Genomic DNA, 24,537 nt, shown 5'->3' with positions numbered 1-24,537 from the left:
TCAGGCCGGATGCGGCTAGATGCGAGTGCGCTGCGTGCGCTCGGTTTGCGCTATGTAGATGGGTAGGTACGTATGGCTGTTTAGACATGTGGCGCGGTGCACGGGTCAGCCGGGCGGCGGCGGTGCAGTGGCCAGTAAGGTGGCGGGCGGCGGGTTCAGTCGATGAGCAGTGCCATGTCCCAGCCGGTGACCGGGTCGGCGCGCCGCAGATGGGCGTGGAGTGCCAGGGCGATACCGGCGGCTCCTTCCAGGAAACCAGCCCGGTCGCGCGCCAGGTGGACCTCGCCGGGGGAAACGAGGGCGAAGCCGAACGGGCTGTCCGGCCGGAATCCGCCCCGTACGGCTTCGGCAACGGCGTCCAGCCGGTCGTCGAAAGCGTCGGTGGCGGCGTCCCGGGCTATGAGCTGTGTGATCCGCAACAGTCCGGCCCAGCCGTGGCACAGACCAGTATTGGCCATGGGCACCGGGCCCAGCGTACGGGCGAGTACCGCGTCGAGGGCGTCCAGGCCGGCCTGGGACCAGTCGGGTCGGCCGTGGGCGAGACCTGCCAGCTGCAGAGCACGGGCGATGCCGGCCGAGCCGTGGCACCAGCCAGCCCGGGCGCGCGGCTGCTGCTCCAGGCCGCCTGCGAGCTGTTCGCGGAGGCTGACCTCAACAGGCCAGAACGGCCCGGCCTCGTCGTACTGCCGCCAGGACAGCAGCCACTGGACCATGCGGTCCACCGCACCCTGGGCGCCCGGCACACGACTTCCGTGACGGTCCGCCAGGGCGAGCAGGGCCAGCGGGCCGGCGATACCGTGCGCCATGCCCAGGCTGACGCGGCTGACCGGACCGTCGCCTCCCCGCCACCAGCCGGACAGTTCGGTGCCGTGGGCGGGTACGGGCTCAGCAAGCCGGACCAGGCTGCGCAGCACGGTGCCCAGGGCATCGCGGTGCTGCGGCCCGTCGGCGAGTAGATGGCGGCCCAGTCCGGCCAACCCGCCCAGCACCTCGTACCGGGACGGGGCGGCGGGCGCGGCGGCTAGCACCTCGACATGTGTGAGGACGGCTTGGTCCAGTCTGCCCCTCAGGGTGGCGTAGTCGCCTGGCTTGTGTGCCGCAGCTCGGGCGGCAAATGCGAGCGCGGCCGGTCCCTCGTACAGTCCCGTGGGGGACCGCGGGGACCAGGACGGTGCCCCGGCCGCGACCAGATATGCGTGAGCGGTTGACCGGGCCGCGGCCTCGGTGCGCCCCAGTTCCGCAGGGAGCAGAGCTACCCCACAGAATCCCTCAATCAGCGACAACGGCTCCCAAGGAGGCCGCGCCGGACCGTCCGTGTACGTGTCGGTGTTCTCAGCCGCGACGGCGATCCCCTCAACGGCACATGGATCAGCAAGTCGCCGGGCCACGTCGGCCACCACCTGTGCGGCATCGGGACGGGGGCGGGCGGAATGTTGGTCATGACGTACGTTCGGTCGTGTGGGCCGGACTCTCTGCGGTTCGGTATATGCCTGCTGCGGACAGGCGAGCGGTGTACTGACAGGGCGGTGTGCCGTTGGCGCGTCAGCCGGCGTCGGCACGGTGTTGTCCTGGGGTGGTATCGAACTGGTAGACGGCTCGGAACTAGGGGATACCGCTGATACGGCCGGTGTGGTCCGTCGGTACGTCATCGCGTGTAGCGCCGCTTGTCCAGCACCGCCTGGACCGCGCCGCGCGCAATGGCGTGGCTGCGACGCTCGCTCTCGCGGTCGATGCCCAGCAGACGATTGTGGTGCATGTGCAGCACGCTGCTTACCACCGTTGCCGCGGGCCGCGGGCCGCCTGGCCGTACTTGCTGTTCGGTGAGCCGCGCTGCGTAACGCTGCAGCGCCTCGGCGCGGCGGGCCCAGCTGTCCGTGATCGCCTTGCCGCCCGGACTCGCGGAGAGCCGCTCCCACTGGCCGTCAGGATCAGCGAGGTCAAGTGCGGCCCGGCGGTGCGGGCGGAAGTCTGCGCGGTCCCGGTTGCTCGCGGAGCTCTGCAGCAGCCAGGCCGGACCTGGGCCTCCCCTGGCCGGACCGTCAAGATGGTGCAGGATGTCCAGGTAGTTCAGGGCGACCAACAACACCGGATCCAGCCCGCCAGGGCCGTCCGGCTGTTCCTGACGTGTCGTCAGCTGTACGAGCGCCGACTCGCTGTCGGCCTGGAACACCTCCTCGGCGAGTGCGAGTGCGGAGGGACCGCCGTACCGCTCCACCTCGGGATCGTAGGTGTCGAGAACCATCCGTCCGCACAGCCGGGCCGACCGTAGCTCCGACGCCCACCTACCGAGCAGGGGCAGCAGCCGCCCCGCGTCATCCGGCCCGCCGGCGAAGAACCGCAGCCGCAGGTGCGGTTCCGGGTCGCGATAGCGGATGAAGAACCAGCGCCGCAGTGTGGGGCCGCAGGCGGTCAGCAGGTGCGGCAACCTGCGGGTGAGGATTTCGTCCTGGCGTTGCTCGCTGCTGTAGAGCTTTGCGTAGAGCCAGCCGCTATCCAGCGGCAGGGGCGCGACACCGGTGTCACGCACGACGGGCACCGCTCTGCGCAGGGCGGTGCTCGAGGGATCGGTGCGTGGCGCACGAGCTGTCAACGGGAAGACCACCTCGTGGCTGTGCGCCCCCTCGTCACCCGTCAGCCAGCCCGGGGCTGCGGTACCGCCGGGTACCTCCAGTAGATCGGCCGCGGACCGGCCGCGCTCTTGGCGCAGGATTCTGGCGTGCGCCGGGCTGCTGAGGTCGAGCTGCAGGAAACGGTCGCCGTCGGCGAGGAGCACGTGCTCGGGGACCTGCCAGCGCTCCCGCCAGTCGTCCAGGGCCTGCCGCCACTTGGTGTCGCCGAGTCCGGTGTCCTCGAAGAACGGCTCGTCGGTGCGCCAGCGCGCCGCGGCCAGTATGGTCCGCCCATGGCGCACCCGCGGCAGGTGAGGCAGCACGTCCAGCCCGCCCCAGGTCCACGGCTCCCAGGACCGGTGGCCGCTAAGCGTCACTTCGTGGAGGAATCGGGCGACGTTCGGTGCGTGCGCCCGCATATTGAGCATGTGGAACGTGGCAGGCGTGATCTCCCGACCCATCTCGGTGCCGACCAGCGCCAGCCGGTCCGGCCAGGCGCACACCGCAAGGTCCCGTAGCCCGATGACCCCGGGATCGCTGCGGTCGGCGAACCCACCGACGACGATCCTGTGGGCGAGTTGGTTCGGCACCTGGCTGATGTTGCTCGCACGCAGCCAGGCTCCCTGGAGGCTCAGCTGCGCCGCGACCGGCGCGTCGGCATCGGTGTCGTCGGCCAGGCGGCCCAGCGCGCGCTCCTCCTCATCGGTCGACCGAGGAGGGGAGAGCAGCCGGTGGGCTGCTGGGCCGAGCAGGTGTGCGAACCGGCCGCCCATCGCCCCGGCCATGCGGGAGCCACTGGTCCCGGAGAGCCAGAGAGTAAAGTCTCCGGCGGCCAGTGCGGCCAGGTCCGTGGCCACGACCCGGCCGCACAGCTCCATCGATGACAGCGCCGGTCTGGCGTCCTCGGCCTGGATTCGATCGATCAGGTCGTCGTCGAGGACGACCTCCCGCGCGCCGGTCGACAGGCTGCGGCTCACCAACGCGGCCAGCACCTGATCGCGCCGCCGCTCGGCGTCTCCCGGCTGTTCGTGGACGGCGGCCCGGCCGCTGCGCGGGTGCCGGTAGCCAGCCGGGGCTCCGAGACCGATGTCCGGATCGAGGAGCTCTGTGACCGGCACCAGGCGGCCGATGCCGTACCGCTCCAGAAAGTCGGCGTGGTACTGGCGCAGGCGGGAGGGCTCGCCCCCACCCGGCGCCAGGCGCCACAGCAGGTCCGCCGCTCGCTCGGCCTCACGGGCCACCTCGGTCGGGAGACGGACCCGGGCGTCGACGGCGAGGTCCACGTGCAGGGGCCGTTCGGTGGTCCTTAGTGCTCCCATACGGTGGGTGGCGGTCGCGAGCGCGTCGCCGTCGTCCATGACGGGTGCCGCAGCGTAAGCGTGCAGCGCCTCTTGCACGCCGGTCAGCGCGGGCAGTGCGGTGAAGCCGGGCACCTCGCGCAGGCATTCGATAACGTGGCCGAGCGGGTCCGGCTCCGAATCCGCGGGACGCAGGTCGGTCAGCAGGACATCGTGGGTGACGAGCTGGTTGATCAGCCCGTCGACCGCTGCACCCGATGCCTCGGGGAAGGCCTCGATCAGGTGGGCGGCGAGCACGGCCCCGGTCACCGGATGCTCCGCACGCCGCAGGGCCGCCGCGACAGCCGCGGTGTGACGCATTGTCAGTTCGGTAGTGTCCTGTGTGCTTGGTCGCTCACCGGTGATGTCGGGCACATAAGGGACCACGAGCCGGTCGCCGCGCACGAAACACAGGTCGTTGGCTACGAGCCGTAGGCGCCGCCAGACGTCCGAGCGGCGCTCCCAGCGGGCCAGCAGCGGCAGCAGCCAGGAGGCGTCAGGGCGTACGGCCTTGCGGTGCCGGTTACCCAGCCGTGCCACTGTGTCATCGCCGACCTCTGCTAGTGCGACTCCGGCTAGCAGGCCGAACGGTGTCGGCCGGGTGGCCATCCGGATCAGGTAGCGGTTCAGGGATCCGGCCGTTCTCCGGACCCGCGCCTCGTCTGGTTCGGTGCCTGTGGCGGCGTGCTCCGCGGCGGTTGCAAGTGAGGCGCTGGCGGCAGCCACCGCGCCCCGTACCCGTGGGTCGGCGATCGATTCGGCCACCTGCGAACGCACTTCGGCGGCGTGAGCACCGGGGTCAGCGTCCAGGGCGTACCGGGTCCGCCCGGCTGCCGGAGCTGAGGCCGGGAGCGCGGCGACACGCAGCAGGACTGTGTCGTGGCACGCGTAGACGGTGGGTTCGGTGCCGTACTGAGTCATCCGCTGGTCTCCCCGCTGTTCCTCGTCCGACTGTGTCTGCCGTTCGGACGACCTCGCCCACTGTTCGGGCGTGGTCCTCGCCGGAGAAGCCTCCGGCGAGGACCACGGTCTACGAATGTCGGTCTGCCCAGTGTGGGTACATCACCCGCGCTGAGTCACAGCGACTTAATGCTCGACGCAGCGCTCGAAGATAGACGAGGTGCCGGCGGCGTGGGCGGCCGACTCCTCATCCGTGTCGACCGTCACGATCTGGATGTCGAGCTCGAACTCGGACATGATTCCTCCTCAATGGAAAAGGTGTGAAAATGGCCGGATAGATGCCGGGCGGGAAAATTTTGTTCCCGCTCCGGCGGATTTCCACCCGCCGTATGGTAGCTCGCCGTAAACGAAGAAAGTCAAATACTCCCCGCTGGCTCGCACTCGCTTTGCCACCCCTCCTCGGGGGGCAAAGTGATTCCCCACTACTGCAGATACGACACGGAAGGGCTGGACGGTTCAAATCGCTTTGCGAGCAGGTCGAAATGCGCCTTTTTCAGTGAAATCTAGTGATATTTTTGACCACTCAGGCATCTGGTTAGCAAGTGTTCACGGCAGAGGCCTCGGTAGTACAGTGCTGGAAAAGAACTCTTCCGAGCTCTTTCCCGTTCTGCTGATGTATCTCTCCTGGAGTTTCCACGAACACCAAAGAAATATTCCGCGAGCGGCGCTTCGCGCTGCTGTTCGGGGCCCGCTCAATATCCATCACAGGTAACTCCCTCGGACGTATTGCACTGACTTTCGGTATTCTGTCGATCCCTGGTGCCACGGCGCAGAGCGTGGCTATGGTCCTGATAATCCAGGTGGTTTCGCAGGTCACTCTTGTGCTCTTCGGTGGGGTGCTCGCGGACCGACTTCCGCGGGCCAGGCTGATGGTGGGCGCGGATCTGGTAGCTGCGCTGGCCTACGGATTCCTCACGGTAGTGACCGCTCTCGCGCTGCCTGTTCCGCTGCTGGCCCTGGGCGCCGTCCCGGCTGGCGCCGCCACCGCTCTGTCCGCCCCCGCGATGAGCGGCCTGCTGCCGGAGTGCGTGCCGGCAGAGGCCCTCCAGCCAGCCAACGCCGTAATGCAGATGACTCGACGGGGAGCGGACCTGCTGGGCACCGTGCTCGGCGGCGTGCTCGTGGCGATGGTCGGTGCCTCGGCCGTACTGACTCTGAACGCGCTGTCCTTTGTCACTAGCGCGGGTCTGACCGTCGCCATGCGTTTGAACGCCGACGGCAAGGTCCGTCGCATGACTGTGCTGGCTGATCTGCGGGCCGGCTGGCGCGAGTTCACCACCCGCTCCTGGGTGTGGTCCACCGTGGCTGCATTCTCGGTGGCCACCGCCGCGCTCAGCCTGGGTCAGAGCGCGCTGGGTCCCGCCCTGGCCCAGACCCGATGGGACGGGGCCCGGTCCTGGTCCCTCATACTGGCCACCCAGGCGGTCGGCATGATCTGCGGCGGCGGCCTGTCCACCCGCATCAGATCCCGGTACCCGCTCCGGACCGGTGTCCTCTTCTCCGCCGGGCTGGCGCTGCCGATGGCGGCACTGGGCACCGGGGCGCCGCTCTGGGCGACCATCCTCGCGGCCCTGCTCGCGGGTGTCTGCACGGATGTCTTTGGGGTGCTGTGGACCACCACTCTGCAACGGGAGGTTCCAGCCGACTCGCTCTCGCGGATCAGTTCCTACGACTGGCTGGGGAGCATGCTACTGGCCCCGCTCGGCCTGGCCTTAGCCGGTCCGCTCACATCGGCCCTGGGAATCCAAACCGCAACGCTGGCTTGCGCTGGGGCCGTGCTGCTCTCCTCCGTCGCCGCCCTCCTGGTCCGTGACACCTGGCACCTGACCGGCCCAACCTCCCCACGGTGAGCCACCCGGTGCCGGAAGAGGGCTCTCATCATCACTCACCGGTTGTCGGGAGGTGCCTCTGTGTCCTTCGTCAAGCGAGGCGTGGAATTCGGGGTTCGTAGAAGGTGCCGTCGCGGAGCATGGCGGACAGCACGTTGATGCGTTGTCGGGCCAGCCGGAGAAGGGCTTGGGTGTGGGTCTTTCCGCGGGCCCGGCATCGGTCGTAGTAGGTGCGGGCGGCGGGTCGTGCAGGGCGGCGGACGCGGACAGGAACATCGCGCGTTTGAGTTGCCTGTTTCCGCCTCTGGGCGCGTGTTCGCCCGCGGATCGAGGTGCCCAACGACTTGGCCGTCGCGGCGTAGGAGGCGAGGTGGGCGGCGGTGGGGAAGTTGGTGCCGTCGCCGACGGTGACGAGCAAGGTGGCGGCGGTCCTGACCGCGACTCCCGGAATCGAGGTCAGGACCTTCGAAAGACATCTCACGGCGCTAACGGCGTTGTGTACGACAGCGGTTTCGGCTGGTCTGGAACGTAACGAAAGCCGTACGGGTTGGGATGGTTGTAAATCGATCCTTGGCCCGTACGGCTCTCTCGCATCGTATCTGCGCGGGCATCTCGAGGCGTCGACTCGGGGCGCTCATCGCGGAGTTGGCCAGCCCGTGGACGGCGCGGAAAAAGTCCCGGCTGGGCGAACGCCAAGGCCATGAGCGTCTGCGCGCCGAAGGTGGCGGACCCAGCCATCAACTGGTCTTCACCGACCGGGTGACCGCGGCCCTGGTGATCCTGCGGTTTCAGCTCCCCCACGCCGCCCTCGCCGTCTTCTACGGCGTGGACCGCTCCACCGTCACTCGGGCCGTCCATGAGATCCGTCCCCTCCTGGCAGCGCGGGGATTCGCGGTTCCCGGCGAGGCGGGACTGCGTCTGCACACGCTGGCCGATGTCTTCGCCTACGCCACCGCGAAGGGGGTGGAGCTGCGCCTGGACGGCACCGGGGCCGCCTTCGGGACGCGATCGGTAGTGGTGGACGTCGAGGAGGTTTCGGCGGCCTGCTTTCCCATGGCTGAGGTTGGCCACCCGCCTGACATCGCCGCGGCGACGGAAGAAGGGCCCGAGCAGAATGCGCGCCAGCAGTGGCCGACGCCGCGTACTCGTACCGGAGCCGAGTGCCTCGTCGACGGCAAGCCTGACCACGGACGCCGCTTGCATTCCCCGTCGGGCGACCATCACGAGCCCGACAGCCGAGGCCGCGGCCAGAACGACGGCCAGCCAGTCGGCGGCCGTAGCGATATTCAACTAACGACGCCGAAGCCGCGCGGCCGACCGTGCAGGGGCGTGGCTCGGCCTGCCCTCTGGGCGAACACGGAAGTTCGACGACAGGACGTACCAAAGCCTCCAATTCCTGTGGCCGAAGAGGGCATTGGCACTCCCCGGCCACAGGATTCCCTTGAGCCGCTTTCCACGCAGCGCCCACTCTGATCACTGGTTTCCGCTCACCAGGCCGGAAGCGTTGTCAGCGTTCGGGGAAGGACGCCACCCATGCGAAGACTCCACACCCTGTGGGCAGCGGCAGGAGCAGCAGGACTACTTACGGGCGCCATCACGCCTGCCACGGCCGGTTCCGGACTGCAGGTCACCGCTGCGGACGCACCGCCTGGGCAGAGCAGCGCCGAGTCCGCAGCCACGAAGACACAGGCCGTCACTCTCTTCACCGGCGACGTCGTGTCGCTCAGCGTCGGCCCGGACGGCAAGTACGCCGTCGACGTGCAGCGCGGCAAGGGGCGCGAGGCCGCCACCTACGCGTCGGACTCTCCGAGGCCCACACCCACGACAGCCAGGCCCTGAAGCCGATGCTGCCGGATTTCCACATGGGACACGAGTCCCATGCGACCGATTCCAAGCCCCAGCGCCTCCACGCCGATAAGGCGCACGACGTGCCCCACCTGCGCCGATGGCTATGGGGCAGGCGCATCGGTGTCCGGATCGCCCGCAAAGGCATCGACTCCAGCGAACGGCTCGGCCGCCGCAGGTGGGTGATCGAACGCACCATGTCCTGGCTGACCGGCTACCGCAGACTCAACCACCGCTACGAGCGGAAACCAGACAACTACCTTGCCCCTCTCGGCCTCGCAGTCGCCCTCTGCTGCTACAAACGGCTCCTCAAACTGACCAACGGTCTTATCTCGCAGCGTGAGAACGCACGCGCGCTGGCCTGGGCATACCGCGGGAACCAGTGGGGGCCCCCGCAGTGGGGAGAGTTGTTGTCGCTGCCGCATCATCTGGTGCCAGCGCGGCAGCGGCAGCAATGCTCGGAGTGCCCGCTATTTCCTCCGCGGTCCGGGTTCGCTTCTCTGCGCGTCCCGTCGACGGGCTTCCAGTAGAGCCTTCCGGACTCCCTGACGCAGGCCTCTTCCTTCGGATGGAAGGAACCGCCGGTGCCGCGCTCGTAAGGTCTAGCAATGTTGCAGCGCCAGGAGTTGCAGATGCCCCTCCTGACTGCCAGCTGTGTTTTTTTTAGATTCACTTCCCTATTAGCCTGCGCATTGGTAGCTGCGGGTGGAGTGGATAGATAGATCGCCTCGGCTTGCGCTAATTCGCGACGCTCTTCTGTGGTAAAAGTAATTTTGCGCTGCCCGCAGTCCGACCACCAGGTACTGATACTAGCGGGTGGCAGTCTACGACCGATCGCGTAAGTTTGTTTGTCTATTCTATTATTTCCACGATTTGCGCGCGCCCACCCAAGAAGATGCCCCTTGATTTCCTCGTCCGAATATTTAATAGGCATGGAATTCCTTCCTGTTTGCCGATGCTGAAAATGTCTACCCGGATTACAATAATTGAATTTTGCTATTCCAGTTGAAATGAAGCTTGCGGATAGGACGACCAAGCTTGGACTTCAACCTACATAACGTACGAGACCCGAAACTGGTTCATGTCGTATGCACTGGAATCACTTCGCACGACCAACTAGTGCTGGATTCCCTCTTTGGTCGGGTATATGTCCCGGTGGCGGGGTAGTTGAGGGTGCTCGGGGGCTGGTGCTGGGTGATGGTCTTATGGGTACGACCGGAGCGTGACGAGCACGAGCGAGATGTCGTACGCCGGTTGTCACAGGCGAGGAAGGCTCCGCTGGATGCGGTGACGCGGGGCCCGGATGATCGAGCTGAGCTGGGCGGGGCTGCGGGTGCCGGCCATTGCTGTGGAGCTGGGCTGCAGCCAGAAATCGGTCCGCTGCGGGCTGCACCGCTTCAACCGATCGGGTCTGCAGGGACTCGATGATCTGGGTGGAAAAGGCCGCAAACGACGGATCACGAAGGAGGAACGGTCCCGGGTCATTTCCCTGGTCAAGACCGTGCCGCCGGGGCGACTGCGGTGGGAGCCCGTCGGGGAACTGTGGGCCTTCGACGGGTCCGGGCCGGCCGAATAAACGCTGTACTCCCTGGCCGCGGCAGCGCGGGGAGGGGATTGAGGCGGGTCGCTCGCAAGTGCGCCATATCCTAAAGAATGATCATTTTCCAATCTTGATGTCTGGGCCAGGGATGGTGTCCCGCCGTGTGGTGTAGGGGATCTCCGCGGGTGAGTGCGCGGGTTCTGCCCCTTGCCTGCCCCGTCTGCCGGTGACTGCTCACTGCCCAAACAGGCAGACCACCGTGCAACTGGACGGGGTGGACTAGCAGTTCAACCCCAAGGGGTGCACGGTGGCTTGTCCCAGCATGGCCTACTTCGACTGCTTCAGTCACTATGTTCGGCTGATGAAGGTCTTTTAGCGCGGCTACTGATCGGGTCACCGGAACCCTGGCCTCAACGCACAAGGCTCCCGCGCCGTTGAGGGAGGTGTCCGAAGTCCCAACCCATCGGCACAGGAGCCTCGTTGGTTCCCCATCCTGCCGCACTCGACCTACTGCACGCGCTGGTTGAGTGAGTCTCCATGACGGCGGCAAGCCGATTGAGGGATCGGTGGGTGGGGGTGCAGTGCCTTCTGCCGCGGAGCATGGCCCATAAGACATCGACTCGGCGACGGGCGAGGGCGAACACTGCCTGGACGTGAATCAGCCCTTGGGATGGTGGCCGTGCAGGGCACGACCATTTTGTCCACCACTTCGTCGGTGAGAGACGACAAAACGGAAGCGAGCGGTGGTTTCGCGCCGGTCGCCGCGCATGGCCTTGTCGTACAGGAAGCCGTTCAGAGCGACTGCCATGCCGCTGCGGTTTATGGTCATCTTGCCTTCCTGGCCGGTGCACTGGCAGCGGCCAGGAGCCAGCTCATGTTGTGCTGCTGGTCGTCCGGCGTGAGTCTCCGCGGCCACCGTGGCAGGGGTCCGTTGACGTCGCGGTCCAGGCGGACGATACGGGCTTCGCGGACGGTGAGCGGGGTCTGCCGCGGCTTAGCGCTGCTGGCGCAGCCGCTGATCGTGGCCGGCGACGACGGTCACCCAGTCGGTACCGAGCCGTACAACCAGACGCTGGCGCAGGTGGGTGCGCTGTCGGGCGGTGGTGCCAGCCCACACCCCCAAGCACGCCTCGCTCGGGTGGGCCAGCGCCCATTTGAGGCAGCCTGTCGCGATCGGGCAGCCGGAGCACAGCAGGGTGGCCTGCTCGATGTCGGCCTGTGCTGTTGGTGTGCTGGTCGCCTCGTGGGAGAACAGGGCGGGCTGGTGCTGGCAGGCGGTGGGGGTGGCGGTGTAGGGGAAGGCGATACGGGCGGAGGCCGGCAGGGCGGATCGGAATCCGGGCATGGCAGAGCTCTCCAAAGAAGGGCGAGGGTCAGGCGTGGTCGTCGTCGCTCTGGCGCTTGGGCTGGACGCCGGAGGCGAACCGCCCGCGGCGGGCCTCGACGGGGTGCTGGGCGAGCGCAGACTTTGCGGACGGGCTCGCCGTAGTGGGAGCGCATCGGCGTCGTCTTGTCGCACAGCACGCAGGGAGGCTCTGCCAGCGGTCAAAGTGTTGGGCGTCCTTGCAGTCCAGGACGCCGCTGTGGGTACGGCGGGTCATGCGAGGGGCAGGTGCGTGCCTGGGCGGCCGGCCAGGACAGCGTTTGTGGACCGTGGGCGGGTAGGCGGGCTTCTCGCCGGTCTTCACCCGGTACATGGCCAGGTCCGCTCCGCGCAGGAGGCGCGAGGCGTCGGCGGCAGGGGCGGTCCCGATGGACACGGTCGGGGTGAGGGTCTGTCCGGCGTGGTCGACGGGCTGCGCGAGCGGCTGGCGCAGCGCGGCAACCTCCCGCAGCGTCACGGTCGGCGCGAGCAGCACGGCGACACTGAGCTCGTCGTCCCCGAGCCGTGCGGCGAGACCGCCGCGAGCGCTTCCGCCCACGCCTTGATCCGGTGGCCGACGGCGGCGGTGAAGCGTCAGCAGCGGCGTGTCCGAGGGCGTCGTTGACCGTTTTCAGGCCGTCGGCATCGGCGACCAGGACGTCCAGGAGGCTGCGGTGTACGCGGACCAGGGACGCGGTGCGGGCCTGGAGGGTGTCGCGGCCGGGCAAGCCGGTGAGCGGGTCGTGGCGGGCGGCGTGCAGGTGCCGACGGACCCTGACGTCGTCGGCGACGGCGACCGCCAGGGGGACCGCGACGGCAGCAAGCGCGAGTATCCGGGAGTTCTGCCGTAAGGCGGGCTCAGCAGGCATGATGAAGTCTCCGTTCTGCCCCTTCGGGGCGGGATGAGGAGGCACACCCTGGGCTGTCCAAGCGTGGGGGTGCGCCTCCGCTGTGTGCGAGTGAGGAGCGTTGACGCGGACCGCGCTACCGAGGATCTGCTCTTCATGGTCGCGTCGGGCAGTACGTAGTCGGCGGGGGAGGCGCTGTGCCTGCGCGAGTTTTGAGCATGCGCAGCGGCAGTCGTCGAGGTCGGCACGGTGCGCACCAGGCTGTGGTGGGGTTTGCACGCGATCGTGGTGAGCAGCTCCGCTGTGGTGCGCACGGCGCCCTTGCGGCCGTTGGGCACGATCAGTGCGTGGTGGCGTCCCTTGGCGGAGACCGCCGGGACCGGGTCGGTGGTGGCGACAGCGGTGGTGTTCTTGCGCAGGATCGTCACGTGCGGGGCGTGGCCGTAGTGAGCCAAGCCGGCGGCGACCCGGGCGGGGGTCGAGCCGGCGTAGGGGGTGAATTTCTTGCCGTTCGGCCGTCCGTCGCCGATGCGCCGGCCGGGCAGGGACCAGTCGATGACGCCGCTGATGGGCCGGGTGACCGGGTCGTTGATGAGGTGCCTGTACCGCCGGTTGGGGCATCGGTAGTCGAACTAGTGAGGTGCAGCCCTTCCGGGTGGTTCGCCCGGTGCGCGGCCACCTGCACCCGGTTGTGGTTCATCGCCAGCAGCCAGAGTCCCGCGCTTTTCAGGCCCTTGGTGGAGCCTCCGAGACCGCAGAACAGGTCGGTGAAGTCGTCCTGGTCGTGTCTGAATACCACCATCAGTGGCGTGTCCGTTCTCACCCTCAGGCGGAATGAAGAAGGCGCACCTGGGCTGTCCGAGCATGGGGTGCGCCTCTTGCTGTGTGATCACGTGCACTCCGGGCGGCACCGGATATCGGGCATGCTGGAAGGTGCACTCGTCCCTCGTGACGGAGAAGCTGAGGGGCGGGTGTCTGTCCCGACGCGGCCGTATCCGCGCCCTTGCCTGTGCGGCGGGCTGTCCCGGGGACTGCTACCGCTGGCTGTGCAGGAGTGGCGCCGCCAGGATGCTGCGGCAGTTGACCGCGGTGTCGTCGTGCACCGACCGGCCGTGCGTCGGTGCCACTTCCGCGAGGACCTCGAGCAGCATCTCCTCGCCGTCGAGCGTGATGTCGGTGTAGCGCCCGCAGGTGCACGGCACGATCAGCGTGAGGACGTCGGCGGCGCCGTCGTACTCGGTGATGCGCAGGGTGTGATGCAGCCACAGGCCGCCGTCCAGCGACGCCGCCGCCGACGCCTTGAAGTGCTGGCCTCCTCGCTCCGTGGCCGGTGATGCCTGCCAGTCCGCGGCCTCCACGGCCTGCGCGAGGGTGTGCGGGTAGGCGGCGTAGATGTGGTGGGCGGCGGCGGTCTCCGCGTCTTCGCGCTGCTCGGTCTCGTTGGGGCCGTACGCGTCGGCGGCCATCTCCAGCAGGAACGCGAGCGGGGAGCCGGGCGCGTACGGGCGGGCCGTGGTGGTGTCGGGCATGGGTCAAACCTCCAGGTTCGTTGGTGATACTCGAAGGGGGCGGGGTCCGGTTCACGCGGCCAGCCGGTGCGTGCCGGACGCCGAGGTCATGTGGCTGTTGGGGTCCACGGGAGTGCCGTCGTGGCACTCCAGGCAGCACCCGAGCGTCTTGGACAGGCAGATGTAGAACCGTTTTCTGCACTTGCGGCACGTTTGTCTGGCAGCCATTGCCCGGTCCAGCGCTCACTCCTGAGCGAGCGTCGGCACCCTCTTGGGCTTCGCGGCGGTGAGGTCGTAGAACCAGGCCCGGCGGCGATGCGTGCACGACCACCGCGGCGTGGTCCGGCACGCCGTGCAGCGCAGATACCTCAGGCGCTCAACGTGTCAAGCAGCTGCGGCGACAGCGGGCGGAAAGGCCGTGTATTCGTCGAACGGCGTGTGGTGCTGGAGGCAGTAGTAGAGCTGGCCGAGCATGCGGTTGAAGCCACAGGCGCTGGATGACCCGGCAGACCGTGGCCGAGGAGACCCCGAAGAGCGGGGCGAGCTGCCGCATCGTGAGGTTCGTGCGGTAGTACACGGCCACCAAGAGGACCCGGTCAGCCAGTGGCAGACACCACGGGCGGCCGCCACCAGGACCGTTCCCGCCCCGCTCCCGGACCACCCTCAGCAGCCTCTCGAACCGGTCCATCCGCAGCCCTGTGAACGTCTCCACCCACAACGGCTCAGCCCTCAACACCCCACGCATACAAGGGAAATGCCCGGAACGCGGCCTTGCAACACCCTTTACGTCGGCGGACCATCACGAAAGATCGAGGCTAACGAATGGTCCTCGCGGATGCCGCTTGAACCGCGACCGCAACTTCGACGTATCTCAAGACGAGGCTGCGTCTGAGAACGCAAATAAACTACACGAAAAGAAGGCTTGAAATGCCTAACGCGAAAGTTGAATTTACAGAGGCTGAAAAGTTTCAAATCTTGCTTTGCGCAACCCGAGAGAATTTGGACATTCTCATGCGGAAAGTAAATGAGTCACACGAGGCCAGAGATCTCAAAAAGTTCCAAATCTACACTGAGGCGATCGGGCTCGCACGCACGTATCCTGCAAATCATCTGACATCCATGCTGGAAGCGCAGAGGCATATGCTTGAGGATATGTCTAAAAGTGCGCAGCTCAACGCCGGTGCGGCTCAGGATCCGCCCAGAATTCCCCTCCCCTCGGAGGCACCCAGTCGCGACGAGCTAGACTCTGCGAGTGCGATCCGCTTGATGGACCCGATCGTTGCGACAAATCAACGGGTTTCCGCCAACAATGGCAGAGGAGAGCCGTATCGATATACTGCGCGACCCGATGATTCCTACCTTAACGCTTCCACAAGCCACAGTGGCGGCTCAGGGATTTCAAGTATCGGTCTTGCCCAAATTGCAGGCATGAGAATTATAGCACCTTCTTCCGTGCACTATTCGGCAACGCCAAGCAGCTCTTCGCGCTCTGTCAGTGAAAATCCACAGCTCGCAGGTGGCACCCAGCAAAAGCGCCGCTGATATCATTACACAATGAGCCTCTTTCATCCTGTGCTGGAGGGTGAAATGGGCTGGTCAGCAGCTGTGGTGACGGGGCAGGGCCCCTGGTCGTTGGCGTGGTGATTCCAGTCATCACGCCGGCGATCGAATGGGCCCTGTTGGTTCCGTATCCTGGCCTGACCCGTAACACCGGCTGGCGCAAGCTCGGCTGTTTCAAGCAGGCGCTGCTCACGTTGGTCCACCTGCGGAAGAACGAGACGTTCTCGCCGCTCGGAGCCGGTTTCGGAATATCCCAGAGCCACCGCCTGGCGATACGTCGACGAGACCCTGGACGTATGGTCCCGAGGTCGGCATCTGGTCCGCGATCCGGCCGCATCCTGGCCGCGGTCGACCCCGTCGCCTGCGACCCGACGCCGGTCCCGGCCGTCCCCACGGGCGACGGCCGGCCGGTACTGGTCTGCCGTCTTCGAGGACGAGGCGGGATTTGCCTCCTGGGCACCCGGCCTGCACGAAGCCCTCACCGGCCTCGGTGAGGGCGACCACGTCGTGGTTGACGGCACCCTGATCCCGATCGACCGCATCAAGGCGGACGAGCCGTACTAATCGCAGAAACACAAACAGCACGGCATGAACGTCCAGGTCATCGCCCGTCCGGACGGCACCCCGCTGTGGTTCTCTCGCGCAACACCGGGCAACGAAAGCCATAGGGGCACGTTCATGCCGTGACGCCGGTGTTTTGCGAGAGCGGCCGCTCCTGACCGTCGCCGACTCGGCCGTGCCGTCCAACTGAACCAAGCGGCCAGCATAAACGTAGAAACGTACAGCACAGCACGAAGAGTGCTAACCGCCGTAAATGCGTCCGAAAAGTCTGCCGCCTAGGCGAAGCGAAAAAAGTACCAATAATCCGCAGCATGCCGAGAAGGTTAGATAATATGCCAGACGATCCACAGGTAACAAAGAGTGATTTCATTAAAAGGCAAAATGATCTGCGCGCTCACGTTCGCAGCATGAGGGAGATTTCGGAAGACAACCGAAGGCGGGCATCTTATTACCCGAGAAACGCTATCCTTGAAGAGAATATTTCCGACCTGATCTCGGCGACCGATCAAATCCAGATCGGGATCGATAGAAGGGATGTGACGGCAAAATCGACTCAGGACTACACTGCTCTAGCGGGAGAGGTTCGCGAAGACAAGAGTAGGCTGATTAAGTTCAGTACCGAAGTCAATGAATTGGCCGTGCAGGCAATTGATTACAAGCAGCCTATTTGTCGGGTCAGTAAGTTTCCCGGGAGCGTCACTGTGCCAAGCTTGGCGGAGCTCGCTGCAACCCAGCTCCTACGTGAGGACCCTTTAAAATTTTCCCAGGCGCCGGCCGAAGTTCTGCGATCTTTGCCATCGGCTTCTTTCGCTCAATATGCAGCGAGGGTTCCGGAGGGTTCGTCCACTCCTGCTCCTCACGCTTCCGCCCAGAGCGCCCCCTGGAACCTTCGGAGCCACACCACGTATGCAGCACCCCGCCGATAAATGTGAACCGCTTCTACTGTCCTTGAATGGGTGATGTCGTCATGGTGGCTGGCGTCGGAGACCGGTGCCGGTGAGGCAGCCGTCGAGGACGCGGGACGGTACTGGAGTTGGCGTAAGCCGCGCCGGACGGCAGTGATCAGGTCATCGGGATCGGCGAAGGCGCGGTTGGCCGTGGTGGTGCGTCGCAGGACGGACCAGATGTTCTCGACCGGGTTGAGGTCGGGTACGTAGGGCGGCAGTTGGAAGACGGTGAGCCAGTCGCGGTCGGCGATGTACCGCGCATGCCGGCGGTGAGGTGGGTGTTGAGGTTGTCCCAGACCAGCACGATCGGGCCTCTCAGCTGCTGGTGGGCGGTCTGGATCAGGTCGCGGTAGTCCTTCCAGAAGAAGCTTTTGCGCCCGTCGGGCCGGGCATCCGCGCAGGGCCGGTAGATTAGCCGCGAGGGTTCACCGGTCTTGTAGCTGGCCAAGGCGGCCACCGATAAGCGGGAACGGTCCCGGACGCGGACCACAGGGATGTGGCCGCGGCGGGACCAGGTGCGGGTGGTCGGCGGCGTCATCGAGAATCCGGCTTCGTCCTCGAAGACGAGCCGGGCGTCGAGCGCCGCCACGGTCCTTCCACCTGGGGCCAGGTCTCCTTCATCCAGCCGGCCACAGCCGCCTCGTCTCGCTCGATGGCACGGCGGGCGGGGACCTGGCAGGTCCAGCCATGCCATCTGAGCAGCGCGGCGACACCCTGGACGGTGTAGCTCTTGTGGAACCGGCGCCCGATCAGGGTCTTGATCCGCGACAGCGTCCAGGTCTGGTCCGGCCAGCCATGCGCGACCGGTCCCTTCAGCAGCTCCCGCTCGAGGACGGCGAAGAGTTCGTCGCTGAGCAACGGCAAGGACGCCGGCCCCTTCGAGACCAGGCTCTCGGCCCCTCCTGCGACCAGGCCCTGCGCCACCGCTGTACCGACCGGACGCTGATCCGCAGATCGTGAGCGATGACCGCGTTCTCGTCGCCCTGCTGGAAGCGCTCAGCCGCCTCCAGCCGCAACTTCTCACGGAAGTCCCGCCGTTCGTCGGTCAGCCCGCACCCTTGCGCATACCTCATGCACTTGGCGTACCGCAGGGATCATGGCCCGTCAGCCCACCGACACCACGCTTTGAAGGTCAGTAACGAGTTGGTGCGTGATAGCGAGTGGGCATGCTCTGCTGGTGAGAGGCATGGTGGCTTGTTCTGTTCTGACACATCCGTTGTTTCACGGGCGTCTCGAGGAGTCATCTGTCGTCTTTGGTAGCGGAGTTGGCCAGGCCGTGGGTGGTCGGGGTGGAGGGGCGCCGGTATCGGGCCCGGGGCGGGACGAGGAAGCGGGCTCCGGGCGCCGGCGCCCGGCATCAGCTGGTGTTCGTGGACCGGCTGGTGGCCACGCTGATCCATCTGCGGCACGACCTGCCGCACGCTGTGCTGGCCCTGCTGTACGAGGTGGACCGCTCGACCGTGACCAGGGCGGTGGGTGAGGTGCGCCGGCTGCTGGCAGGACAGGGTTTCGCCGTTCCGGGACGGCCCGGTGTGCGGCTGCGGACGCTGGAGGATGTGTTTGCCTACGCTGAGGCTGAAGGTGTCCGGCTGCGGCTGGACGCCACCGAGGTCCAGGTCCGCCGCCCGGCCGTAGGCCGCAGCGGCCGGCGGGTGTTCGTGTCGGGCAAGAAGAAGCAGAACACCATGAAGGCCACCGTCATCGCCGACCATCTGGGCCGACGCCCTACGGCCTGGGCGAATGCACGACGCCACTGCCGCCCGTCTGGCCGGTATCAGCAGATGCTTCCATACCTTCGACCGGTTCCAGGTCCTCCTCGACGACGGCTACCTCGGCCTGAGTAGAGACCATCGAGGCAAGGCTCTGACCCAGCCCCGAAAGCTACGACCAGGCGCGACACTTCCCTTCCTCGAGCACAACGAACGCCGGCGGCACGAACACTCCTCACAACGGATCACGGTCGAGCACGCCCTCGCCGACCACAAACGCTGGAAACAACTCCAGCGCTGGACCCACCGCAGCGACCGTCTCCCCGACACCTACCAGGCCATCGCCACCTTGGTATCCGACCGCAGCATCATCACCTGACGAGCGCCATGCCGAGGACACCCACGGCCCACCCGATATCACGCACCAACTCGTAAGCAGTTGTTGCCGTCACCCTTCTGTCGATCCCATTCTGGATTTGATCGGTCGCCGAGATCAGGTCGGAAAGATTGCGCCGTCACCCCCTCCCCCGCACAGGCGCCAAGCCTGGTCTGGTGAAGGTCTTGCGCGTGGTCACGCCCTTGCGGGTCTTGCAGGACTCGCAAGGGCGCGACATACAGGTGCAAAGGCGCAGGCCTGCTGGAGGTCGATGTAGCCACCCTTGTCGTCGTCCCAATCGACAGGCCTTTTGCTGCAGCCGTACCGTGAGGCCGCTTTCTTCGGAAGCGTCACCGCAGTGAAAGACTCAGCGGCTACCGTCCAGTCGGCGGCCCGCTCCGGGTGTCAGCAACTTACCGATTGCGCGTCTGATTTACCCGATTCACTGACGTGAACGGACTAGCTGTAGCTTGAGGACCGCCCGGCGCTGCGGATGCCCCTCCGTGGGTTGCCACATGCCCGTATGCCGGGTATGCGAGGAATGGATCAGCACTGACGGTTTGCGCGTACCGGCGGCCGTCCTCATTAAGAGAGTAGCACTGGAGCGTGGCCCCGTTCTCATCTACCTTCACGCCATTTGGGTACATCCAGGACTGCTGAAATCTCTGGGCAATTTGCATCCCGTCAAGAGTCAACCCTGGGCGGCCACTTACAAATGTTCGCAAGCGGGCATCGCAACTATAAATGATGTTCGTCAAATCTGACGTTGTAAAGTTAGGGTGAAACTGACGATATAGGCGCTCAATAACAGCATTTTCGATGCGTTCGAACTCTTCAGGAGTTATGGGCATATTTAAGCACCTTTCACCCTTGTGGGGCTGATTCACCGTCGCTTCTTTGCTGCAATATCAACAACGCAGGCAGCGCAGCAAGCGTTCAGTTCCCTTGGTCGCTGACTGGCCGGTACTGAGCGTCTTCAGCCGCCCCTCCGGCGGGTGAGGGTCCCGAGTATGTTCACGAGGCCGCCAAGCAGGGCAGTTGCTGTCCTTGCCAGGCCGAGCTGCCGAAGCGACGTCACCCGATCGGTGACCACACTGAAAAGGCTCCCTACGTCACGCAGCGCGCGCAGCAGGCCGGGCGCGCGATCGGCGAGCAGGCTGATCACCGCGGTCGTGTAGGCGTGTGCGGTGCCGACGGAGATACAGAAGCCGGCGGCGAGCTGCGCGAGAGTGTCGTGCCGACGCAGGTACACCAGACCGACCAGAGCACGCTGGTGCGGCGGGAGCTTGCATCGGCGGTCACCCTCGCGGATGACAATGAGCATGGTGACCCACTCGACCAGGGCATGGGGCAGGTCGAGTGCGGCAGGATAGATAACTAACAAGGCTCCTGCGCCATTGAGTTGAGACGTCGAACACCTCCCTCAACGGCACGGGAGCCTTGTCCGTTGCGGACGGCTACGTCGTCACCCGATCAGTGGCCACGTTGAAAGCGACAACGGCGGAATCTTCGGACCCGGGCGACTCATACCCGATTAACGACGAATCTCTGACTCAAGTCACTAGTCTTTGATGAGCTGCTGGCTCAATCAACACCGATATGGAGGAATTAATGACGACGGATGGTTGGGTTAACGCGCGTCATAATGTCGGCTGAACTGGCGATCTGAGTTCGATTATTTACACCTGTAGCCCGATAGGCTGATGACAAGATTGCGGTCCGCGCGATATTATCGACATTTGGAGTGGCCCGCCCGTAGGCTTGCGTGTAGGCAGCAGCCACGTCTTGCCAAACCCTTTCCGCTATTCGGTCTGTATGGGCGCGGATTTGCGCCCCTTCAGTTCCATAGGATTGGTCTACTTGTGTGAGATGATCTTGTTTCCATCGATCAAATTCATCGCACGGCAGATTAATCTTCGCCATTATGTCCACGCCGGCTTTGTCGAATGCTCCTCGCAGCGTCTCCACCCAGAGCCCGTTCCTCATTTTTCCATAGGAGTCCCCGTTGTTGTTTCGCACCTTGTTTGCGACCGTCGCATGAGTGACGTACTGATATATGCGACGCACTTGCTGCATATTTTCGGAATCTTCTATCTGGGAAAATAGAGCTTTGACCTCCGTATATATATTCCTCTGTAGTTCATCGGCGTTAGGTTTCGAGTGGCCGATCCTACCCTCGTTGAACACTTAACAATTCCTTCGATGTTGAGGCTTTGTGATCTTTATCGGGACTACGTGGCTGAGTGAGTTTCAGTTCAGTCAGCAGGTGGAAGGGCACACTTCGTCGGAGCCACGGGTGAACAGTTCCCATCTACAGTCACGAGCCCGTGCACGGTTACTGACGTTGTTGGCGTGATGTCGTCAGCGTGAGGCCGGTTTCGGCGAGGCATCCGTTGATGAGGTTGCTGCGGTACTGGATCTGGCGGAGGCCGTGTCGGAGCGTGTTGATGAGGTGGTCGGGGTCGGTGGAGGCGGTGTTGACCTGGCTGCTGGGCCGCAGCAGGGACCAGATGCCCTCGACGGGGTTGAGGTCGGGTGCGTAGGCCGGCAGGAAGTAGCAGGTGATCCAGTCGTGGGTGTCGATGAACTCCCGTAGCCGGCGGTCTTTGTGGACGTTGAGGTTGTCCCACACGAGCACGATCAGGCCGAGAAGTTGCTGGTTGGCGGCGATGAGCAGGTCGCGGCACGCGGTCCGGGGGTACTGTTCGACGTCGATCGCTCGACCGTCACCCGTGCTGTCGGGGAGGTGCGTCGACTGCTCGCGGAACGGGGATTTGGAGAGCGGCAACGCGCTCTCCGGTTCCGCCCTGGCTGGTGTCGGGCGGCGGTCAGGTCGTGGGTCGATCCGGGCAGGGCGGGCGAGGCCCAGAGCAGGCGTCCGAAAGGGTTGGTGATGACCTGGACGTTCATGCCGTGGCGTTTGTGTTTTTCCGAGTACTACGGGGTGGCTGCGGCGATGCGGTCGATCGGCAGCAGCGTGCCGTCGAGGATGACGAACGTTTTCGTCCGGATCGTCTTCATCTCCTCGGTCAGGGTCGATCGTCGGCTGGCCGTGCTGGAGTGGTTACTGAGCTTTTCAGGTTGGGTTCGGTTGGTGTGCAGTGATGGCCAGTCCGGTCTCGGTGAGGCAGCCGTCGATGAGTTCGGGATGGCGCTGGATGTGGGCGAGGCCCTGGCGGAGGGTGCGTGCGAGGTGGTCGGGGTCGGTGAATGCGGTGTTGGCCATCCAGCCGCGCCGTAACAGCGACCACACGCCTTCCACTGGATGCAAGTCCAGTCTGTAGGAGAGAAGTTGGACGACAGTGAGCCCGTCGTGTTCGGCTGCGTACTTCCTCATCCCGGCGGCACGATGGGTGTTCAAATTGTCCCAGACGACCACGATCTGGGCGGCGAGCTGCAGGTGCGCACGGACCAGGAGGTCACGGTAGTCCTGCCAGGAGAAACTCTTGCGGGCCCCTTTCAAAAGCGGGTGGAAGCGGGGCCGGTAGATCAGCCGGGACCTGTCGCCGGGCCGGTAGCAGCACAGCGCGTCGACCGAGATCCGCCGCCGGGAACGTCCCCGCACTCTCACCGCGGGAGTCTGCCCGCGCCGGCCCCACGTGCGGGCGCGCGGCGGCGTCATCGCGAATCCGGCCTCGTCCTCGAAGGCGAGGTAGGCCCCGAGCGCCGCCGAGGTGCTTCCACCTGCGGCCACACGTCCTTCTTCCAGAGCCCGACCGCGTGCTCGTCACGTTCAAGTGCGCGATGGGCAGGGCTCTGCCAGGACCAGCCGTGGCGGTGCAGCAGCCGCCACACTCCGGTGATCGGGCAGCTGATCTGGAACCGGCGGTCGATCAGCGTTGCGACGCGTTCCAGCGTCCACCGTTGATCTTCCCAGCCATGCACGGCCGGTCCTTTGGCCAGCTCCTTCTCCAGCAGGGCAAACCGTTCGTCCGACAGCTTCGGCAGTTTCGGGCCCCTTCGACTTCAGAGCCTCCATGCCGCCCTCACGCCAGTTGCATCGCCAGTTCTCCACCGAACGCTCGCTCACCCGCAGGTTCTTGGCGATGTCCGAGGTTCTGTCACCCCGTGCGAACCTCCGCCCGGCCTCCAGCCGGATCCCTTCACGCGCAGCCCGCCGCCCAGCAGTCAGGCTCCCCACCATCCGCGTACCGCATGACACCGGCATACCGCAGGGATCACCCAACGTCACCACCCGAACGCAACCCGAAAACGTCAGTAGCCGCGCCGCCACCTCCGCAATGGGACCTCCATAAACCTCAGCACCTCGGCGCGGCCCTGCGCCATGGCGACCTTCAGGCGCCGTACGGCCCGGCAGGTACTTCCAGGCCAGATCTTCGTGCTGACGCCGGGCGTACACACCGTGGCGTAATGATCACGCCGAATGCAACTGTGAGGCAGGGTGGGTCTCCCCGATGTAGATCTCTCGGATGCGACGCGCAATGACCTCCGCCGTGACCTTCAGGTGTTGTGCCTCGACACCGACCCTCCCGCAGGAAGCGCAGGGCGTGTGTGCAGCGGGCGCCCATCGCGCCGACGTAGCTGCCGGGCAGTGTGGCCGCCCGGCGCAGGAGAGGAATGCCGAACCGTACGTTCCAGGTGATGGTTGGGCCAGACGACACGGACGCTGCTGACGCCCGCCTACGCCCTGCCTGCACGACACCTCGACGTACGGCACGGCCCCGTCCGCCCCAGCAGGACGTCCCATCCCCCCGGAGGATCGCGACAGCCACGGTGGCGGCGATGTGCTTGCCGTAGCGGAGCAGGGCGCCGGGACCAGCCACGACGTTGAACAGCAGGTTCGTCGGCGTCACCGCCGGGCTCGGGACCCCCAGGACACTTACCTGCACAGGCAGCAGAAACACCGCGCCGGAGACGCCCACAGGAGCGGTGGCCACCGATATCAGGAGCCCGGCAGCGAATCCGAGCAGTCCTGTCGACCAGGTCACCGCAAGCCCCCTCCGAGAGATCATCGCCCCAGTATCCGGACCCGGGAAGTCCGCCCTTCGACTGCCTCCCATGGCAGTGAACAGCCGCTGTCGAAACCCCCGGGTGCTGCGGTTAAGCGCTCAACAGCAGGTGCAGCCCGCGCTGCAACCACAGGTGCCTGCCTCGGGCTTGGACGCCGTATACCCGATGGAGGGAGCGCAGCATCCTTCGCCTCGCCAGGCTTCGCGGCCTTCCTTGACCGCGATGGCGGCGATCACGAGTGCGGCGAGGGGGTCGGCCCAGGACCAGCCAAGCAGCAGGTTCGCCAGAAGGCCGACGAGCAGGACGGCCGAGAGGTACGTGCACAGCAGGCTCTGTTTGGAGTCCGCTACGGCGCTGGCGGAGCGGCCGAGTTCGCGGCCGTCCCTGCGCTGGGCGGCGGACAGGAACGGCATGACCGCCAGAGAGCGCGGCAAGGACAATGCCGGGCACCGAGTGGTCGGCCAGGCGACCGCCCGTTGTGCAGATACGGACGACACGTACGGCAGCCCGCGAGACACTGACTCGCTCGTACGGCCCGCTGCTGTATCAGTCCCACTTGGGCAGGAAGCGCTAC

The 24,537-nt window shown here is 65.8% G+C and carries 13 protein-coding genes and 14 pseudogenes; 9 read left to right on the top strand and 18 right to left on the bottom strand.

The features are described 5' to 3' along the window. Positions 1-155: 155 nt before the first annotated feature. A complete protein-coding gene (locus tag ABT070_RS41860) occupies positions 156-1,649 on the bottom strand; it encodes a lanthionine synthetase C family protein (protein WP_351768208.1) in 1,494 nt (497 codons plus the stop codon). Beyond that, positions 1,646-4,867, bottom strand: coding sequence for a lantibiotic dehydratase (locus ABT070_RS41855; protein WP_351768207.1), 3,222 nt, complete (start codon positions 4,865-4,867; stop codon positions 1,646-1,648). The genes ABT070_RS41860 and ABT070_RS41855 overlap by 4 nt, the downstream gene beginning before the upstream one ends. A 656-nt stretch (positions 4,868-5,523) precedes the next feature. On the opposite strand from ABT070_RS41855, the gene ABT070_RS41850 reads away from it, so the two are divergent. Beyond that, positions 5,524-6,756, top strand: coding sequence for an MFS transporter (locus ABT070_RS41850; RefSeq protein WP_351768227.1), 1,233 nt, complete (start codon positions 5,524-5,526; stop codon positions 6,754-6,756). A gap of 70 nt (positions 6,757-6,826) precedes the next feature. On the opposite strand, the pseudogene ABT070_RS41845 reads toward ABT070_RS41850, so the two are convergent. Further along, positions 6,827-7,207 (bottom strand): annotated as a pseudogene (locus ABT070_RS41845) (transposase); the annotation flags it as partial. 173 nt (positions 7,208-7,380) lie between these two features. Between ABT070_RS41845 and ABT070_RS41840 the strand changes: the two are divergent. From ABT070_RS41840 to ABT070_RS41825, 4 genes and pseudogenes are all read left to right on the top strand, one after another. Next, a complete protein-coding gene (locus tag ABT070_RS41840; protein WP_351768206.1) occupies positions 7,381-8,208 on the top strand; it encodes a helix-turn-helix domain-containing protein in 828 nt (275 codons plus the stop codon). A gap of 60 nt (positions 8,209-8,268) precedes the next feature. Next, positions 8,269-8,574 carry a hypothetical protein gene (locus ABT070_RS41835; RefSeq protein ID WP_351768230.1) on the top strand — a complete coding sequence of 102 codons (306 nt, stop codon included), beginning with the start codon at positions 8,269-8,271 and terminating at the stop codon, positions 8,572-8,574. Next, positions 8,511-8,900 (top strand): annotated as a pseudogene (locus ABT070_RS41830) (transposase); the annotation flags it as partial. The gene ABT070_RS41835 and the pseudogene ABT070_RS41830, both read left to right, overlap by 64 nt. Before the next feature lie 983 nt (positions 8,901-9,883). Continuing rightward, positions 9,884-10,156, top strand: a complete 273-nt coding sequence (locus tag ABT070_RS41825; protein ID WP_351768205.1) for a helix-turn-helix domain-containing protein — start codon at positions 9,884-9,886, stop codon at positions 10,154-10,156. 622 nt (positions 10,157-10,778) lie between these two features. On the opposite strand, the gene ABT070_RS41820 is transcribed toward ABT070_RS41825, so the two are convergent. From ABT070_RS41820 to ABT070_RS41790, 7 genes and pseudogenes are all read right to left on the bottom strand, one after another. Further along, entirely contained in the window at positions 10,779-10,949 is a 171-nt protein-coding gene (locus ABT070_RS41820) for a hypothetical protein (protein ID WP_351768229.1), read from the bottom strand. A gap of 165 nt (positions 10,950-11,114) precedes the next feature. Continuing rightward, positions 11,115-11,465 (bottom strand): WhiB family transcriptional regulator, encoded by a 351-nt coding sequence (locus tag ABT070_RS41815; RefSeq protein WP_351768204.1) that lies wholly within the window; start codon positions 11,463-11,465, stop codon positions 11,115-11,117. A 28-nt stretch (positions 11,466-11,493) separates the two neighbouring features. Further along, complete coding sequence (locus ABT070_RS41810) at positions 11,494-12,042, bottom strand: diguanylate cyclase domain-containing protein (RefSeq protein ID WP_351768203.1); 549 nt, start codon at positions 12,040-12,042, stop codon at positions 11,494-11,496. A gap of 91 nt (positions 12,043-12,133) precedes the next feature. Beyond that, positions 12,134-12,352: pseudogene (locus ABT070_RS41805) on the bottom strand (GGDEF domain-containing protein); the annotation flags it as partial. Positions 12,353-13,365: 1,013 nt separating this feature from the next. Then, positions 13,366-13,860, bottom strand: a complete 495-nt coding sequence (locus tag ABT070_RS41800; RefSeq protein ID WP_351768202.1) for a hypothetical protein — start codon at positions 13,858-13,860, stop codon at positions 13,366-13,368. A 51-nt stretch (positions 13,861-13,911) separates the two neighbouring features. Continuing rightward, a complete protein-coding gene (locus tag ABT070_RS41795; RefSeq protein ID WP_351768201.1) occupies positions 13,912-14,067 on the bottom strand; it encodes a hypothetical protein in 156 nt (51 codons plus the stop codon). A gap of 259 nt (positions 14,068-14,326) precedes the next feature. Further along, positions 14,327-14,584, bottom strand: a pseudogene (locus tag ABT070_RS41790) (helix-turn-helix domain-containing protein); the annotation flags it as partial. A 182-nt stretch (positions 14,585-14,766) separates the two neighbouring features. Between ABT070_RS41790 and ABT070_RS41785 the strand changes: the two are divergent. The 3 genes and pseudogenes from ABT070_RS41785 to ABT070_RS41775 form a co-directional block, all read left to right on the top strand. Next, positions 14,767-15,381: a hypothetical protein gene (locus ABT070_RS41785; RefSeq protein WP_351768200.1), complete on the top strand. Its 615-nt coding sequence runs from the start codon at positions 14,767-14,769 to the stop codon at positions 15,379-15,381. A gap of 95 nt (positions 15,382-15,476) precedes the next feature. Then, positions 15,477-15,696: pseudogene (locus ABT070_RS41780) on the top strand (helix-turn-helix domain-containing protein); the annotation flags it as partial. Between the two features lie 147 nt (positions 15,697-15,843). Next, positions 15,844-16,053 (top strand): annotated as a pseudogene (locus ABT070_RS41775) (transposase family protein); the annotation flags it as partial. An 872-nt stretch (positions 16,054-16,925) separates the two neighbouring features. On the opposite strand, the pseudogene ABT070_RS46340 reads toward ABT070_RS41775, so the two are convergent. Next, positions 16,926-17,980, bottom strand: a pseudogene (locus ABT070_RS46340) (IS630 family transposase). A 113-nt stretch (positions 17,981-18,093) separates the two neighbouring features. Here ABT070_RS46340 and ABT070_RS41760 point away from each other — a divergent pair. After that, positions 18,094-18,995 (top strand): annotated as a pseudogene (locus tag ABT070_RS41760) (transposase). Positions 18,996-20,105: 1,110 nt separating this feature from the next. On the opposite strand, the pseudogene ABT070_RS41755 reads toward ABT070_RS41760, so the two are convergent. The 7 genes and pseudogenes from ABT070_RS41755 to ABT070_RS41715 form a co-directional block, all read right to left on the bottom strand. Further along, a pseudogene (locus ABT070_RS41755) lies at positions 20,106-20,316 on the bottom strand (helix-turn-helix domain-containing protein); the annotation flags it as partial. 284 nt (positions 20,317-20,600) lie between these two features. After that, positions 20,601-21,179 carry a hypothetical protein gene (locus ABT070_RS41750; RefSeq protein WP_351768199.1) on the bottom strand — a complete coding sequence of 193 codons (579 nt, stop codon included), beginning with the start codon at positions 21,177-21,179 and terminating at the stop codon, positions 20,601-20,603. 148 nt (positions 21,180-21,327) lie between these two features. Further along, a pseudogene (locus ABT070_RS41745) lies at positions 21,328-21,684 on the bottom strand (transposase); the annotation flags it as partial. A 125-nt stretch (positions 21,685-21,809) separates the two neighbouring features. After that, positions 21,810-21,989: pseudogene (locus tag ABT070_RS41740) on the bottom strand (transposase family protein); the annotation flags it as partial. A gap of 79 nt (positions 21,990-22,068) precedes the next feature. Next, positions 22,069-23,149: pseudogene (locus tag ABT070_RS46335) on the bottom strand (IS630 family transposase). A 555-nt stretch (positions 23,150-23,704) separates the two neighbouring features. Continuing rightward, positions 23,705-23,941: pseudogene (locus ABT070_RS41720) on the bottom strand (sulfite exporter TauE/SafE family protein); the annotation flags it as partial. A gap of 120 nt (positions 23,942-24,061) precedes the next feature. Next, a pseudogene (locus ABT070_RS41715) lies at positions 24,062-24,440 on the bottom strand (cation efflux transmembrane domain-containing protein); the annotation flags it as partial. Positions 24,441-24,537: the final 97 nt, after the last annotated feature.

This window comes from Streptomyces sp. NPDC002884 (assembly GCF_040295245.1).
Classification (GTDB): domain Bacteria; phylum Actinomycetota; class Actinomycetes; order Streptomycetales; family Streptomycetaceae; genus Streptomyces.
This window is presented reverse-complemented; position numbering and strand designations above follow the sequence as displayed.